Annotated in this window: 15 protein-coding genes; 7 read left to right on the top strand and 8 right to left on the bottom strand. The window is 74.1% G+C overall.

The features are described from left to right. Nucleotides 1-6: 6 nt before the first annotated feature. Nucleotides 7-978: a LacI family DNA-binding transcriptional regulator gene (locus CLV52_RS06830; RefSeq protein WP_133765483.1), complete on the bottom strand. Its 972-nt coding sequence runs from the start codon at nt 976-978 to the stop codon at nt 7-9. Between the two features lie 99 nt (nt 979-1,077). Between CLV52_RS06830 and CLV52_RS06835 the strand changes: the two genes are divergently transcribed. Continuing rightward, on the top strand, nt 1,078-2,313 hold the full coding sequence (locus CLV52_RS06835; protein ID WP_133765484.1) for a Gfo/Idh/MocA family protein: 1,236 nt from the start codon (nt 1,078-1,080) through the stop codon (nt 2,311-2,313). On the opposite strand, the gene lgt is transcribed toward CLV52_RS06835, so the two are convergent. Then, nucleotides 2,314-3,204 (bottom strand): prolipoprotein diacylglyceryl transferase, encoded by an 891-nt coding sequence (gene lgt / locus CLV52_RS06840; protein ID WP_133765485.1) that lies wholly within the window; start codon nt 3,202-3,204, stop codon nt 2,314-2,316. Between the two features lie 80 nt (nt 3,205-3,284). After that, nucleotides 3,285-4,331, bottom strand: a complete 1,047-nt coding sequence (locus CLV52_RS06845; RefSeq protein WP_133765486.1) for an aldo/keto reductase — start codon at nt 4,329-4,331, stop codon at nt 3,285-3,287. 38 nt (nt 4,332-4,369) lie between these two features. Here CLV52_RS06845 and CLV52_RS06850 point away from each other — a divergent pair, with 38 nt between their 5' ends. Continuing rightward, nucleotides 4,370-5,695 (top strand): L-serine ammonia-lyase, encoded by a 1,326-nt coding sequence (locus tag CLV52_RS06850; protein ID WP_133765487.1) that lies wholly within the window; start codon nt 4,370-4,372, stop codon nt 5,693-5,695. Nucleotides 5,696-5,698: 3 nt separating this feature from the next. Here CLV52_RS06850 and CLV52_RS06855 read toward each other — a convergent pair whose 3' ends face one another. Then, nucleotides 5,699-7,012, bottom strand: a complete 1,314-nt coding sequence (locus CLV52_RS06855; RefSeq protein WP_133765488.1) for a YibE/F family protein — start codon at nt 7,010-7,012, stop codon at nt 5,699-5,701. Nucleotides 7,013-7,066: 54 nt separating this feature from the next. Next, the gene (gene ald, locus CLV52_RS06860) at nt 7,067-8,161 is read right to left on the bottom strand and encodes an alanine dehydrogenase (RefSeq protein ID WP_133765489.1); all 1,095 of its coding nucleotides are present in this window, start codon (nt 8,159-8,161) and stop codon (nt 7,067-7,069) included. Nucleotides 8,162-8,235: 74 nt separating this feature from the next. Here ald and CLV52_RS06865 point away from each other — a divergent pair, with 74 nt between their 5' ends. Continuing rightward, complete coding sequence (locus tag CLV52_RS06865; RefSeq protein WP_133765490.1) at nt 8,236-8,760, top strand: Lrp/AsnC family transcriptional regulator; 525 nt, start codon at nt 8,236-8,238, stop codon at nt 8,758-8,760. Nucleotides 8,761-8,778: 18 nt separating this feature from the next. Here the strand turns inward: CLV52_RS06865 and gap are convergent, their stop codons facing one another. The 3 genes from gap to CLV52_RS06880 form a co-directional block, all read right to left on the bottom strand. Beyond that, complete coding sequence (gene gap / locus CLV52_RS06870; protein WP_133765491.1) at nt 8,779-9,777, bottom strand: type I glyceraldehyde-3-phosphate dehydrogenase; 999 nt, start codon at nt 9,775-9,777, stop codon at nt 8,779-8,781. A 182-nt stretch (nt 9,778-9,959) separates the two neighbouring features. Then, entirely contained in the window at nt 9,960-10,916 is a 957-nt protein-coding gene (locus CLV52_RS06875; RefSeq protein WP_133765492.1) for a GlxA family transcriptional regulator, read from the bottom strand. 17 nt (nt 10,917-10,933) lie between these two features. Next, nucleotides 10,934-11,809 carry an SDR family NAD(P)-dependent oxidoreductase gene (locus tag CLV52_RS06880; RefSeq protein WP_211342620.1) on the bottom strand — a complete coding sequence of 292 codons (876 nt, stop codon included), beginning with the start codon at nt 11,807-11,809 and terminating at the stop codon, nt 10,934-10,936. Between the two features lie 61 nt (nt 11,810-11,870). Between CLV52_RS06880 and CLV52_RS06885 the strand changes: the two genes are divergently transcribed. From CLV52_RS06885 to CLV52_RS06900, 4 genes are all read left to right on the top strand, one after another. Next, nucleotides 11,871-12,434 carry a TetR/AcrR family transcriptional regulator gene (locus tag CLV52_RS06885; protein WP_162850738.1) on the top strand — a complete coding sequence of 188 codons (564 nt, stop codon included), beginning with the start codon at nt 11,871-11,873 and terminating at the stop codon, nt 12,432-12,434. Between the two features lie 73 nt (nt 12,435-12,507). Continuing rightward, nucleotides 12,508-13,125, top strand: a complete 618-nt coding sequence (locus CLV52_RS06890; protein WP_425455668.1) for a DnaJ family domain-containing protein — start codon at nt 12,508-12,510, stop codon at nt 13,123-13,125. A gap of 33 nt (nt 13,126-13,158) precedes the next feature. After that, nucleotides 13,159-13,599 carry a MerR family transcriptional regulator gene (locus CLV52_RS06895; RefSeq protein WP_133765494.1) on the top strand — a complete coding sequence of 147 codons (441 nt, stop codon included), beginning with the start codon at nt 13,159-13,161 and terminating at the stop codon, nt 13,597-13,599. Beyond that, nucleotides 13,596-14,561 (top strand): NAD-dependent epimerase/dehydratase family protein, encoded by a 966-nt coding sequence (locus CLV52_RS06900; protein ID WP_133765495.1) that lies wholly within the window; start codon nt 13,596-13,598, stop codon nt 14,559-14,561. Before CLV52_RS06895 ends, CLV52_RS06900 begins: the two co-directional genes overlap by 4 nt. Nucleotides 14,562-14,606 lie beyond the last annotated feature (45 nt).

Raw genomic sequence — 14,606 nt, forward strand, 5'->3', positions numbered from 1 at the left:
GCGGGATCAGGCGGGGCAGCCGCAGCTGCGGCGGACGACCAGGGGCGCGGCGAACGCGTGGTGGTCCGGCTCGCGGGCACCGGCCAGGAGGAGGTCGACCGCGAGCGCGGCCATCGCGTCCCTCGGCTGCTCGATCGTCGTCAGGGGCGACGCGGCGAAGCGGGCCTCGTCGGTGCCGTCGTACGAGACGACCGCGAGGTCGCCCGGCACCGAGAGCCCGAGGTCCAGCGCCGCGCGCAGCACGCCCACCGCGATCAGGTCCGAAGCCGCCAGTACCGCGGTCGGGCGGTCGTCACGCTCGAGCAGACGTCGCGCGGCCTCCGCACCGCCGGCGCGGGTCCAGGATGTGACCTCGACCGGCCCGGTCGGGCGCCCGCGCGCGGCATGGGCGTCACGCCACCCGGTCTCGCGCGGGTCGTCGTCTCCGGGGGAGGCGCCCGTGACCAGGGCGACGCTGCCATGACCGTGCCGCTCGAGGAGGTGGTCGACCGCCGCGACGGCGGCCGGCACCGCGTCGACGCCGATCGTCACGTGCCCGGCCTCCGGACCGCCGCGGTCGAGCAGCACGGTCGGGACCTCGGTGGCCACGTCGGGCGTCGGTCCGCCGGTGACGAGGAGGGCGTCGACGCCGCGAGCGACCATCTCGCGCACCGCTGAGCCGTCCTCCCGCAGCTCGGCGATCAGCAGCGCCTGGCCGAGCGACGCGAGCCGCGACTCGACGGCCCGGGCGAGCGCCATGAAGTGCGGGTTCTCGATGTCGGACAGCACGAGGCCGACGCTGTCGCTCCGCCCGCGGCGCAGCGCCCGGGCGGTCGCGTTCCGCCGGTACCCGAGCTCCTCGATCGCGGCGAGGACGCGGGCGCGCGTCGCCTCGCTGACGGGGTGCGAGCCGCTCAGCACGTAGCTGACGACCGCGTCGCTCACGTCCGCGCGGCGGGCGACGTCGGCGCGCGTGGGGCGCCGTGGGCCTCCGGTCATCGCTCCGCTCCCTCGACACGCCGTTCGGTTGACTCGTGTAACACGATCCTGCCAGCATCGTCGGCGACGCACGATCCCCTCTTCGAAAGGCATCGACCGATGACGTTCAGCCTCGGTGTCGTCGGAGCCGGCCAGTTCTCGGCCCACTTCGCGACCCTCTTCCAGCTCCACCCCGGCGTCGGACCCGTGGTCGCGACCGACGTGCTCCCCGGCCGGGCCGAGAAGCTCGTGGCGGAGGTCGGCCTGGCGGGCACGAGCCCGAGCTTCGAGGCGATGCTGGCGGACCCGACGATCGACGCGGTCGCGCTCTTCACGCAGCGCTGGACCCACGGCCCGCTCGTCGTGCAGGCCCTCCGCGCGGGCAAGCACGTCTACTCGGCTGTGCCGATGGCGGTGTCGCCGGACGAGATCCGGGCGATCGTCGCGGCGGTCGAGGAGACCGGGCTCACCTACATGATGGGCGAGACGAGCCAGTACAACCCGGCGACCGTCTTCGCCCGCGAGAAGGTCGCGGAGGGCGCCTTCGGCCGCGTGTTCTACCTCGAGGGCGACTACCTCCACGACATGGAGCAGGGCTTCTACGACGCCTACCGCTTCAGCGGCGGCGAGGGGTGGAAGGCCACGGCCAGCTACCCGCCCATGTGGTATCCGACGCACTCGATCGGCGGGGTGCTCGGCGCGATCCCGCAGCACGCGGTCGGCGTCAGCTGCGTCGGGATGCACGACGACACCGGCGACGGCGTCTTCGACACCGAGGTCAGCATGTTCGACAACGACTTCTCGAACATGACCGCCCTGTTCGAGCTCGACGGCGGCGGTTCGATGCGGATCAACGAGTTCCGCCGCGTCGGCTATCCGTCGTGGACCCGGGAGTCGCGGTTCCGCTTCTTCGGCACCGAGGGCAGCTTCGAGCAGCTCGCGCGCACGTCGGTCTGGCAGACCGCGGAGGGCGTGGAGGACGTCACCGAGCAGCTCGAGACGCGCGCCACGATGGCGCTCGACGACCCGCGTCTCACGGACGTGTCGCCCGACCTGCGCGGCGCGTTCGTCAGCGGACACGCCCCGATCCACGATCGTGAAGCGGAGCGGCTGCCGGCGGAGTTCGCCGTCGCGCCGAACGGCCACGAGGGCAGCCACCAGCTGCTCGTCGACGACTTCGTCCGCGCCGTGAGCACCCGCACGCTGCCGACGGTGAACGCGTGGGTCGCGGCCCGCTACACGATGCCCGGGCAGATCGCGCTCGAGTCGGCCCGCCGCGGCGGCGAGCGCCTCCCGATCCCCGACCTCGGCGACGCCCCGGTCGCCGTCGGCGAGCGCCTGCCCGCGACCCGTTGACTAGCGCCGCTGCGCCGGCTCCTGCTCGGACGTCTCGACGAGGGCGGGGGCCGGCTCGCGCGTCCAGGGCGACGGCTCCGGCCCGGGGTGCCGCCGCGTCTGTACGACGAGGATCACGATGCCGAGCACGACCGCGCCCATCGCGGTCCAGTCGTTCACGCCGAGGCCGAGGAACCGGTTGCTCGTCGGGTCGATGCGGATCGCCTCGAGCCACGCGCGGACGGCGCCGTACCAGACGAAGTACAGCCCGATCTGCTTGCCCCACTGCAGCGTGAAGCGGCGCCCCAGGTACGCGATCAGGGCAGCGCCCAGCAGGTCGAAGAGCAGCTCGTAGAGGAACAGCGGGTGGAACAGCGTGTCCGCGGGGGTGCCCGGCGGGATCGCGACGTTCGGTCGCGGGATCACGAGACCCCACGGCAGCGTCGTCGGCAGCCCGAACAGCTCGTGGTTGAACCAGTTGCCGATCCGCCCGATCGCCTGCGCGACGAGCAGGGCGGGCGCCAGCGCGTCGACGAAGGCGGTGATCCGCACCCCGGCGCGGCGGCAGGCGATGACGATGCCGATGAAGCCGCCGATCATCGAGCCGAAGATGGCGTCGCCGCCGTCCCAGATCGCGAAGACGTTCCAGAGGTTCGCGCCGGGGAAGAAGTAGTCGCCGGTGTGCGTGAACACGTGGTACAGCCGCGCGACGACGATGCCGATCGGCACGATCCAGAGCGCTGCGTCGACGACGAAGCCGCCCGGCACACCGCGGCGGCTCAGGCGCCGGGCGGTGATCGCGACCGCGGCGACGATGCCGGCCATGATGCAGAGCGCGTACACGTGCACGTCGAGCGGCCCGATGTGGAAGGACGCCCACGAGGCCGGCGGGGAGGGGATCGAGCGCAGCACGGCGTGCCACGCTACGCCCGCCCATCCCGTCGCCGCACGCCGCCGACGAGGCCGCCGACGGTGTTCAGACCCGGTGCAGGCTAGAGCGCGGTGCCGTGCACGGCGAAGCGGTCGATCCGCGCGAGCTCCTCGTCACTGAGCGGCGCGGCGCCGAGCGCCCCGAGGTTCGCCCGCAGCTGCCGGACGCTGCTCGCGCCGATCAGCACGGAGGTCACCTCCGGGCGCCGGAGGATCCAGCTCACGGCGAGCTGCGCGAGGCTCTGGCCCCGCGCCTCCGCGATCGCGTTCAGCCCGCGCGCCCGCTCGAGGTAGACGTCGCTGATCCTCGACGGCGAGAGGTAGGCGCCGAGCGACGCCCGCGACCCCTCCGGCACCGTGCCGTCGAGGTAGCGGTCCGTCAGCAGCCCCTGCGCGAGCGGGGAGAACGCGATCGACCCGACGCCGAGCCGGGCGACGGTCTCGAGGAGGCCGTCCTCCACCGTGCGGTCGAACATCGAGTAGCGCGGCTGGTGGATGAGCAGCGGCGTGCCGAGGTCGGCGAGCACCGCGGCGATCGCCTCGGTCTGCTCGGGGGAGTAGTTGGAGACGCCGACGTAGAGGGCCTTGCCCTGCCGGACGAGCTGCGCGAGCGCGCCCGCGGTCTCCTCGATCGGCGTCTCGGGGTCCGGACGGTGGTGGTAGAAGACGTCGAAGTAGTCGAGCCCGGTCCGCGCGAGGCTCTGGTCGGCCGAGGCGATCAGGTACTTCCGCGATCCGTGGTCGCCGTACGGCCCCGGCCACATGTCGTAGCCCGCCTTCGACGAGATCACGAGCTCGTCCCGGAACGGGCGGAGGTCGCGCTGCAGCGTGATCCCGAAGTTCCGCTCGGCGGCCCCGTACGGCGGGCCGTAGTTGTTCGCCAGGTCGAAGTGCGTGACGCCGTGGTCGAAGGCGTCGAGCAGGATCGCGCGCTGCGTCGAGATCGGATTCGTGTCGCCGAAGTTGTGCCAGAGCCCGAGCGACACCTCGGGCAGCCGCAGCCCGGACCGGCCGGTGCGCCGGTAGCGCATCCCGTCGTACCGGTCGGCGGCGGGCGCCCAGGGCTTCGCGGGCGCGGGGGTGGGCGCGGCCCACTGGTCGTCGGTCATGCGACCATGCTGCCGGGTCGGAGGTGCACACTCGCACGGTGAGCGCCTACGTGTCCGTCCTCGACCTGTTCTCGATCGGCATCGGTCCGTCGAGCTCGCACACGGTCGGGCCGATGCGCGCAGCGAAGGCGTTCGTGACCGCGATCGGTGCCGACCTGGAGCGGGTGGAGCGCGTCCGCGTGCGGCTCTACGGCTCCCTCGGTGCGACCGGGGCCGGGCACGGCACGCCCGGCGCGATCGTCGCCGGGCTCGAGGGGCACGACCCCGAGACCTGCCCACCGGCGCTGCTGCGCGAGGAGTGGGCGCGCGTCGGCGACGGCGGCGTCGTCCTGCTCGCCGGGACGCACCCGGTGGTCCTCGCGCAGGCGGACGTCGAGCTCGCGCCGCTGACCCGGCTCGAGCGGCACACGAACGGGATGCGGTTCACCGCGCTCGACGCGGCGGGGGAGGACGTCCGCGCGCTGACCTTCTACTCGATCGGCGGCGGCTTCATCGAGGGCGAGACCGAGCGCGCCCACCCCGAGCGGCCGGTGCCCTTCCCGTACGCGACGGCGACCGAGCTGCTCGCGACCTGCCGGGATCGGGGGATGACGATCGCGGAGGTGGCGCTCGCGAACGAGGCGGCGCTCGGCGACCGTGGGGCGGCCCTCGCCGGCATCGACGCGATCTGGGCCGCGATGCGGGGATGCATCGAGGGCGGCATGTCCGAGGAGGGCGTGCTCCCGGGATCGCTCGGTGTGCGGCGCCGCGCGGCGGCCCTCCGGCGGCGGCTCGCCGAGCGCGCCGTGCCGCTGGAGTCGGAGGAGTGGCTGCACGCGTACGCGCTCGCGGTGAACGAGCAGAACGCGGCGGGGGAGCGGGTCGTCACCGCGCCGACGAACGGCGCGGCCGGCATCGTGCCCGCGGTGCTGATGCACCTCGGGAGCGACCGGGTCGCGGAGTACCTGCTCACGGCGACGGCGATCGGCTCGGTCATCGCGGCGAACGCGTCGATCTCCGGCGCGGAGGCCGGCTGCCAGGGCGAGGTCGGCTCCGCCTGCGCGATGGCGGCGGCCGGCGCGACCGCGGTGCTCGGCGGCACGCCGGAGCAGATCGAGAACGCGGCGGAGATCGCGCTCGAGCACAACCTCGGCCTCACCTGCGACCCGGTCGGCGGCCTGGTGCAGGTGCCCTGCATCGAGCGGAACGCGGTCGGCGCCTCCCGCGCCGTCACGGCCGCACGCATGGCGCTCTACGGTGACGGCCGCCATGTCGTCTCGCTCGACACCTGCATCGAGACGATGCGGCAGACCGGCGCCGACATGAGCACGAAGTACAAGGAGACCTCGACGGGCGGCCTCGCCGTCAACGTCGTCGAGTGCTGAGCCTCAGTCGACCTCCCACGGCTGCTCGGGCAGCCGCCGGTAGTGGTCGGGCACGACGCGCGGCGGCGTGGTGCGGCGGCGCTCGCGGCGGACGACGGGCTCGACCGGCGTCGCCGCCACCGGCTGCGCGCCCGCGACGACGAGCGCGCCGATCGCCGTCGTGATCGGCATGGCCAGGACGAGCGCGATGCCGCCGACGAGCGTCCGCACGATCTCCTCCGCCACGTTCTCGGCGGTCAGCAGATCGGCGGGTGCGCCGCCGTAGAGCTGCACGGCGACGAGGAGCACCAGGGCCGTGCCGAGATAGGCGAAGACCAGGGTGTAGACCGTCGAGGCGACGTGGTCGCGGCCGATGCGCATCGCCCGGCCGAAGAGGGCGAGCCGGGAGAGGGAGGGCGACGCCTCCCGCAGCTCCCACAGCGCGGAGACCTGCGTGATCGTGACGTCGTTCAACGTGCCGAGGCCCGCGAGGATCACGGAGGCCACGACGAGCTGCTGCACGCTGATCCACGGCACGTTGAACGTGAGCAGCCCCGCCGACTCGTCGCCGAGCCCGGCGAGGCGCGAGCCGATCACCCCGAGCCACGCGAAGGCCGTCGAGACGCCCATCCCGAGCAGCGCGCCGACCACCGCGACCGCCGTGCGCATCGAGATCCCGTGCGTCGCGAAGAGCATCACGATGAGGATCAGGGCGCCCGCGGCCACGGTCACCGCGATCGGCGGGCGCCCGCTCAGCAGGGCGGGCAGCAGGTACGCGACCACCACGGCGACGGCGAAGCCGAGGCTCACGAGCGCCATGAGTCCGCGGCGCCACGCCACCAGGACGACGAGCACGGCGAAGAGGACCGCGAGCCACAGCATCGAGCCGCCGCGATCCGCCCGGTAGAACGAGTAGTCGTCGCCCTGCCCGCCGGAGACCGCGGCGGTGTCGAGCAGGAGGACGTGGTCCCCGGGCCGCAGCCCGGTGCCGATGACGTCGGGCGTCAGGTCGATGGCGACGTGGGCGCCGACGGCCCGGCAGTCGAGCAACGTCGCGATCGACGGACCGCAGGCCAGCGTCGTGTCGACGTCCTTGCCGTCGCAGGCGGTGCGCACGCTCGTCAGCTCCGCGTGGACGACGGTGACGCCCTTCGCCACGACGGGCACCAGGCCCTGCACGTGGTGGGCGCGCTGCTCGTCCGGCCACCAGTGCCAGACGCCGAGCAGCGCGGCGAGTCCGCTCGCCACGATGAGCGCGACCACCGCGATGCGCGGCCCCCTGCCGATGCGGAGGCCGGCGCCGTCGTGCCCGTGCGCATGCGTGTGCCCAGCCCCCACGCGTTCACCGTAGGACGGGGTGCCGCAACCGAGCGTGATCGCCCGGCGCCGCGCTCAGGCGGCGACGAGACCGAGCGCCGCGGCCACGCCCGCATTGGTGACCGAGCCGGCCCGGGTGTTGAGCCCGGCGGCGAGGGCGGGGGAGGCGGCGAGGGCGTCCTCCGCGCCGGCGTCCGCGAGGGCGAGCAGGTAGGGGAGCGTCGCGTTCGTCAGCGCGCGCGTCGACGTCTCGGGCACCGCGCCGGGCATGTTCGCGACGCAGTAGTAGACGGAGTCGTGGACGGCGAAGGTCGGGTCGTCGTGCGTCGTCGGGTGCGAGCCCTCGAAGCAGCCGCCCTGGTCGATCGCGATGTCGACGAGCACGCTGCCCGGCTTCATCCCGGCGACCATCTCGTCGGTCACGAGCTTCGGCGCGGCCGCGCCGGGGATCAGCACCGAACCGATGACGAGGTCGGCGTCGCTGAGCTGCGCCGCGATCTCATACGGAGAGGACGCGCGGGTCTGCACGCGGCCGCCGAACTGGATCTCGAGCGCGCGGAGGCGGGGGATGGAGACGTCGATGACGGTCACGTCCGCGCCCATGCCGAGCGCGTTCGCCGCCGCGTGCTCGCCGGCGACGCCGCCGCCGATGACGACCACGCGCGCCTTCGGCGTCCCCGGCACCCCGCCGAGCAGCACGCCGCGCCCGCCCGCGGCCGCCATCAGGTGGTACCCGCCGACCTGGATCGACAGGCGCCCCGCGACCTCGCTCATCGGCGACAGCAGCGGGAGGCTGCGGTCGGGCAGCTGCACGGTCTCGTAGGCGATCGCGGTGGTGCGGGCTGCGAGCAGCGCCTCCGTCAGCGGCCGGTCCGCGGCGAGGTGGAGGTACGCGAAGAGCGCCTGGTCCTCCCGCAGGTGCCGGTACTCGGCGGCGACCGGCTCCTTCACCTTGACGAGCAGGTCGGCGGCGCCCCAGACGGCGTCCGCGTCGGGGACGATCGTCGCGCCGGCTGCGGCGAAGTCCTCGTCGAGGATGCGGGAGCCGAGCCCCGCGCCGGCCTGCACCAGCACCTCGTGGCCGCGGCCCGCGAGCGAGTGCACGCCCGCCGGGGTGATGGCGACGCGGTTCTCGTTGTTCTTGATCTCCGTGGGGATGCCGACGCGCATGGCTCGATTCTGGAGATCGGTCGGTGGACGCGCCACATCTTCGAAGAGTCTTCGGAGGCGAGTACGATGCGCGAATGGATCGATCGGACGACGGCGCCGTGGTCCGAGCGGTGTCGAAGGACGTTCGCGGTCCCGGGGGACTCGACGACCTCGACCGCCGGATCCTCGAGGTCCTGCGCGACGACGCGCGGATGTCCAACGCCGAGCTCGCGGCCGCGGTGGGCGTTGCGCCCTCGACCGCGCACGTCCGCCTCCGGTCGCTGCGGGAGCGCGGCGTCATCTCCGGATTCGTGACGAGCGTCGACCAGCGCCGGCTGGGCCGGGGCCTGCAGGCGCTCGTGCACGTCGGCCTCCGGCCCGGCGCCAGGCGGGCGAGCATCGAGGATTTCGCACGCGAGATCCGCGGGCTGCCCCAGGTGCTGCAGGTGTTCTTCCTCGGCGGCGTCGACGACTTCATCGTCCACGTGGCCGTGAGCGACTCGTCCGCGCTCCGGGCTTTCGTCGTCGACCACCTGTCGTCGAAGCCGACGGTCGCCTCGACGACCACGAGCATCGTCTTCGACTACTACCGGAACGGCGTCGCGGCGTCGTTCGGCTGACGACGCCGCGACGGCCGGTCAGGACGCGGCGAGCAGCTCGAGCGTGTCGACGACGCGGTTCGAGAAGCCCCACTCGTTGTCGTACCAGGCGACGACCTTCACGTGCTTCCCGTCGGCGCGCGTGAGCGCGGAGTCGAAGATCGACGACGCCGGGTTCCCGACGATGTCGGAGGAGACGAGTGCGTCCTCCGAGTACTCGAGGACCCCGGCGAGCGGGCCCGCTGCGGCCGTGCGGTACGCGTCGAGCACCTGCTCGCGGGTCACGTCGCGCGCGACCGCCGCGTTCAGCTCGACGATGGAACCGACCGGTACGGGCACCCGGATGGAGTCGCCGGCCAGCTTCCCGTCGAGGCGCGGCAGCACGAGCCCGATCGCCTTCGCGGCGCCGGTCGTGGTCGGCACGATGTTCACGCCGGCCGCGCGGGCGCGGCGCGGGTCGCGGTGCGGGCCGTCCTGCAGGTTCTGCTCCTGCGTGTACGCGTGCACGGTCGTCATGAACGCGTGCTCGATGCCGGCCAGGTCGTCGAGCACGGCGGCGAGCGGCGCGAGCGCGTTCGTGGTGCAGGAGGCGTTCGACACGATCCTGTGCGCGGCGGCGTCGTACGCGGCCGTGTTCACGCCGTAGGCGATCGTGACGTCCGCGCCGTCGGCGGGCGCGCTGACGAGCACGCGCTCCGCCCCCGCGTCGAGGTGCGCCTTCGCGGCACCCGCAGCCGTGAAGCGTCCCGTCGACTCGAGCACGATGTCGACGCCGAGCTCCGCCCAGGGCAGGTCCGCCGGGTCGCGCTCGGCGAGCACGCGGATGCGGCGGCCGTCGACGACGAGCGCGTCGCCGTCCACGGAGACGGGGCGGCCGAGCCGGCCGGCGGTCGAGTCGAAGGCGAGCAGGCGCGCGAGGGCGGCGGGCTCGGTCAGGTCGTTCACGGCGACGACCTCGAGGTCGCTGCCGCGCTCGAGCAGGGCGCGGAGCGTGTTGCGGCCGATCCGGCCGAAGCCGTTGATGGCGATGCGGGTCATGGAGGGTCCTTTCGTCCGCCCGCCAGGCTCGTCGCGGCGGCGGGCGCCGACCAGTGGCTGCCGGGACAGGGATCGAAAGGATCGCGCCAGGCTCGTTCCACCGATCAGGACGAAACGGCGGACACGCCGTCCCCAGCGTCGACGCACTCGGCGTGTCGGTCGTTCCGTCCTGATCCGTGCAATCAGTCGGACGGGGTGAACGTCCGCCGGTACTCGGTGGGCGTCGTGCCGAGCACGCGCTGGAAGTGCAGCCGGCGGTTCGTCGCCGTGCCGAGCCCGACGTCGGCGGCGATCTGCTCGACGTTCCGCTCGCTCGCCTCGAGCAGCTCCCGCGCCATGTCGACGCGGGCGCGCATGACCCACTCCATCGGCGTGGTCCCGGTGTCCTCCGCGAAGCGGCGGGAGAACGTCCGCGGCGACACGGCCGCGTGTCGGGCGAGCACCGCGAGGTCGAGCGGCTCCGCGAGGTGCCGGAGCGTCCATTCGCGCGTCGCGGCGAAGCGCTCGCCGAGCGGCTCGGGCACGCTCCGTGGCGCGTACTGCGCCTGCCCGCCGCTTCGGTACGGCGCCGCGACGAGCCGCCGCGCGGCGTGGTTCGAGGCCGCGACGCCGAGGTCCGACCGGAGGATGTGGAGGCAGAGGTCGATGCCGGACGCCGCGCCCGCGGACGTGAGCACCGGGCCCTCGTCGACGAAGAGGACGCGCTCGTCGACGCGGATCGCGGGGTACCGGGCGGCCAGGGCCCGCGTGTAGTGCCAGTGCGTCGTCGCCCGCCGCCCGTCGAGCAGGCCGGTCGCGGCGAGCGCGAACGCGCCCGTGGAGATCGCCGCCAGTCGCGCCCCGCGCTCGGAGGCGGCCAGCAGCGCGTCGAGCACCGCGCGCGGCGGATCCTCCCGGTCCGGGTGCCGGTACCCGGGGACGAAGACGAGGTCCGCCCACTCGAGCGCCTCGAGCCCGGAGGACACCGAGTAGGCCAGTCCGTCCCCGCCCGCCACCAGCCCGGCCGCCGCCCCGCAGACGCGGACCTCGTACGGCATGCTCGGCCGGGTCGTGAAGACCTGCGCCGGGATGCCGACGTCGAGCGGCTTCGCGCCCTCGAGCACGAGTACGGCGACCCGGCGGAGGCGTGGAGCGGCCATGCCGGGAACGCTAGGGCTCAGACCGTGGCCCGCGCATCCGTGAGCTCCTCCGACAGCGTCCACAGGCGGCCGGCGGTCTCCGGGTCGCGGGCGGCCCTCGACCGCCCGATCACCTCCGCGCCGCCCCGCATGTGCAGGAGGTGCTGCGGGCCGATGAAGGTGTCGCCCGGCACGTCCTCCGTCAGCGCGAAGAGCGTCGGCAGGGCGCCGTGTGCCGAGTCCTGGCCGAGGCGCGGCAGGAGCACGTCCCAGACCGACCGGCCGCGATCGGCGTCGGTCGTGTAGATCGGCGTCACCACGAGCCCCGGGTGGACGGCGAGCGCCCGCACCGCCGACCCGGCGGCGCGCAGGCGTCGGTGGAGCTCGGTGGTGAACAGGAGGTTCGCGCGCTTCGAGTCGTTGTACGCGCGGCTGCCGGCGAACGGGCGCCGCTCCCAGTTCAGGTCGTCGAGGTCGAGGCGGGAGGCGCGCTCGGCCTGCGACGCGACCGTCACGACCCGGCCCGTGATGCTCGGCAGGAGCAGCGTCGTGAGCGCGAAGTGGCCGAGGTGGTTCGTGCCGATCGTCGCCTCGAACCCGTCGATGGTGCGGCTGAGGCGGCTCTCCGACACCCCGGCGTTGTTCACGAGGGCGTGGATCGGCCCGGACCAGTCGTCCGCGAATGCGCGAATCGAGGCGAGGTCGCCGAGGTCGAGCCGGCGGACCTCCGTGGAGCCGCCGATGCGGTCGGCGACGGTGCGGACCTTGTCGGGGTTCCTGGCGGCGAGCACGACGTGCGCGCCGGCGGCGGCGAGCGCCGCGGCGGTGGCCTCGCCGATGCCGCTCGTGGCGCCGGTGATCACGACGGTGCGGTCGGCGAGGTCGGACAGGCGGGTGGGGGAGTAGTCGCTCACGGCCCCAAAGTAGGCGCCGACAACATTGTTGTCAACGACTACATCGCGGTACCCTCGAGGCGTGGACCGCAGCTACCACCACGGCGCGCTCCGCGAGGCGCTGCTCGAGGAGGGCCGGCGCGTGCTCGCGGAGGACGGCGTCGACGCGGTCACGCTGCGCGAGCTCGCGCGGCGCACCGGCGTGAGCCACGCGGCGCCGAGCCGCCACTTCGCGGACCGCGACGCGCTGCTCGACGGCCTTCGCGCGACCGGGTTCGACGAGCTCACGGCGACGCTCGCGGACGCCGCGGCGCGCGAGGACCCCCGAGCCCGGCTGCGCGCCTACGCGGGCGGCTTCGTCGCCTTCGTGCTCGCGAACGGCCCGCTCGCCGCGTTGATGCTGTCGCACAAGCCGACCGGCTCCGCCTCCGCGGGGGACGAGGCGGCGATGCGGTTCTTCGCGCTCGGCGCGCGCCTCGTCGAGGACGCGCCCTCGGCGACCCGGGCGACGCTGCCGTACCTGATCGCTGGAACGTTCGAGGGGCTCGCTGCGCTCGTCGCGTCCGGTCGGCTGGCCGCGGACCGGGTCGACGCGGTGCTCGACGACGCGGTCGACATGCTGCTGCCGCGGTTCGCCCCGGGCTGATCCGCGCCGCCCGGATCAGGTGCGCCGCGTAGCGTGGACGCTCCCGCATCGACTTCAGGACCGCGTGAGACCCGTGCCGAGACGACGAGACCAGGACAGCAGGCTCGAGGCCGCCCGCTACGCCGCCGAGCAGGCGCTGCCGCCGGAGCTCCGCGGCGACGACGAGGACGAGCCGGTCGACCGCGGGCAGGTCAGCGCGGACGACCGCGCGATGGCCGTCGAGATCGCCATCCAGCAGGCGATGCGCGCGGGCGAGTTCGAGAACCTGCCCGGCGCTGGCAAACCCCTCACCGGCCTCGACGGCGTCCGCGACCCGAACTGGTGGATCCGCCGCAAGATCGAGCGCGAGAACCTCACCGGCCTCGGGCCGCCCGCGCTGACCCTCCGCACGGAGGACGCCGAACTCGACGACCGGCTCGACGTCCTGCACACGGAGGCGCAGGTGCGGGAGGTGCTCGAGGACTTCAATCGGCGCGTCAAGCAGGCGCGCATGCAGCTCCTCGGCGGTCCGCCCGTCATCACCCGGCCCCGCGACGTGGACGACCAGGTCGCCGCCTGGCGCGAGCGCAAGACCGTGCAGCGCATCGCTCGGGAGCGGATCCTCGCCGAGCAGCGCGAGCGGGAGGCGGCGGAGCTCGCTGCGATGACCTGGCGCGAGCGCCGCCGCGTGCGTCGCGAACGGCGCGCTTGACCTCGAGCGCTTGAGGTCTGCTCTCCTGGAGCCATGAGCACGACGACGATCCAGGGGGCGACGGCCAGGACCGGCCTGAGCGGGCCGACCCTCCGCTACTACGAGGAGGTCGGGCTGGTCGGTCCGATCGACCGCGACCCCGACAGCGGCCACCGCCGCTACGGCGAGCAGGACCTCGACGCCCTCCAGGCCCTCGCCTGCCTGCGCGCCATGGGCGTCGGCATCGAGGACATGCGGACCTACCAGGCGAACCGGCGCCGCGGGAACGTCGCGGCGGCCGAGCAGCGGGACCTCCTGCTCCGGCACGCGGAGCGCGTGACGCAGGAGATCGCGACCCTGCGCGTGCACCTCGACTACCTGCAGGCCAAGGCCGCGCTCTGGGACGCGAGGGACGCGGGCGACCCGGTCGCGGAGGCGGAGGCGCACCTGCGCGTCGACGCGATGCTCCCGGCGCTCGAGGCGGCGACCCGATGACCGTCCTCGTCACCGGCGGCTCCGGCTACCTCGGCACGCGGCTCGTCGCCGACCTGCTCCTGTCGGGGGAGGCGGTGCGCACCACGGTCCGCACCCGCGACGGCGAGGCGGTAGTGCGGGAGGCGGTCCGCCGAGCCGGGGCCGACGACGGGAGCCTCGAGGTGGTGCTCGCGAGCCTCACCGCGGACCAGGGCTGGGTCGAGGCGGTCTGCGGCGTCGAGGGCGTCTTCCACGTCGCCTCGCCGATGATCCAGACGCAGGACCCGGACGAGGTCGTGATCCCGGCTCGGGACGGGAGCCTGCGCGTGCTCCGCGCCGCGATCGGCGCGGGCGTGCCGCGCGTCGTCCTCACCTCCTCCTTCGCCGCCGTCGGCTACTCGCCGAAGCCGGTACGGGACTACACGGAGGAGGATTGGACCGACCCCGCGACGCCGGGCCTGCCCGCGTACCCGCTGTCGAAGGCCGTCGCCGAGCGCGCCGCCTGGGATCTGATCGAGTCCGACGGCGGCGACACCGAGCTCGTGGCGATCAACCCGACCTGGATCGCCGGGCCGACGCTGACCGCTTCGGCGCGCTCGTCGCTCGCCCTGTTCGTCGGGATGCTCGACGGCACGGTCCCCGCGCTGCCGCGGCAGCGCTTCGGCATCGCGGACGTCCGCGACGTGAGCGCGCTGCACGTCGCCGCGATGCGGACACCGGAGGCGGCGGGGAAGCGCTACCTCGCGCTCGCGGACGGCCCCACCATGACGTTCCTCGAGGTCGCGCAGGTGCTGCGCGCGCGCCTCGGGTCCCTCGCGGAACGCGTGCCGACCGCGGAGCTGCCGGGGGAGGAGCCCGCGCCGCTCGTCATCCGCAACGACCGCGCGAAGGCCGAGCTCGGCTTCCGGCCGCGCCCGGCGGAGACGACGATCGTCGAGACGGCGGAGCGCCTCCGCGACCTCGGGCTGCTCCGGCCCGCCTGACGCCTCCCGGGGCCCTCCGCTGCAGATCGGGCCGTGCGCACCGCC

The sequence above is a fragment of the Amnibacterium kyonggiense genome (assembly GCF_004364555.1).
GTDB lineage: Bacteria > Actinomycetota > Actinomycetes > Actinomycetales > Microbacteriaceae > Amnibacterium > Amnibacterium kyonggiense.

What these genes read in the sequence shown, in the direction of transcription:
- CLV52_RS06830 (WP_133765483.1), bottom strand. Translation starts at nt 978, where the DNA reads ATGACCGGAGGCCCACGGCGCCCCACGCGCGCCGACGTCGCCCGCCGC.
- CLV52_RS06835 (WP_133765484.1), top strand. Translation starts at nt 1,078, where the DNA reads ATGACGTTCAGCCTCGGTGTCGTCGGAGCCGGCCAGTTCTCGGCCCAC.
- CLV52_RS06845 (WP_133765486.1), bottom strand. Translation starts at nt 4,331, where the DNA reads ATGACCGACGACCAGTGGGCCGCGCCCACCCCCGCGCCCGCGAAGCCC.
- ald (WP_133765489.1), bottom strand. Translation starts at nt 8,161, where the DNA reads ATGCGCGTCGGCATCCCCACGGAGATCAAGAACAACGAGAACCGCGTC.
- CLV52_RS06865 (WP_133765490.1), top strand. Translation starts at nt 8,236, where the DNA reads ATGGATCGATCGGACGACGGCGCCGTGGTCCGAGCGGTGTCGAAGGAC.
- gap (WP_133765491.1), bottom strand. Translation starts at nt 9,777, where the DNA reads ATGACCCGCATCGCCATCAACGGCTTCGGCCGGATCGGCCGCAACACG.
- CLV52_RS06875 (WP_133765492.1), bottom strand. Translation starts at nt 10,916, where the DNA reads ATGGCCGCTCCACGCCTCCGCCGGGTCGCCGTACTCGTGCTCGAGGGC.
- CLV52_RS06895 (WP_133765494.1), top strand. Translation starts at nt 13,159, where the DNA reads ATGAGCACGACGACGATCCAGGGGGCGACGGCCAGGACCGGCCTGAGC.
- CLV52_RS06900 (WP_133765495.1), top strand. Translation starts at nt 13,596, where the DNA reads ATGACCGTCCTCGTCACCGGCGGCTCCGGCTACCTCGGCACGCGGCTC.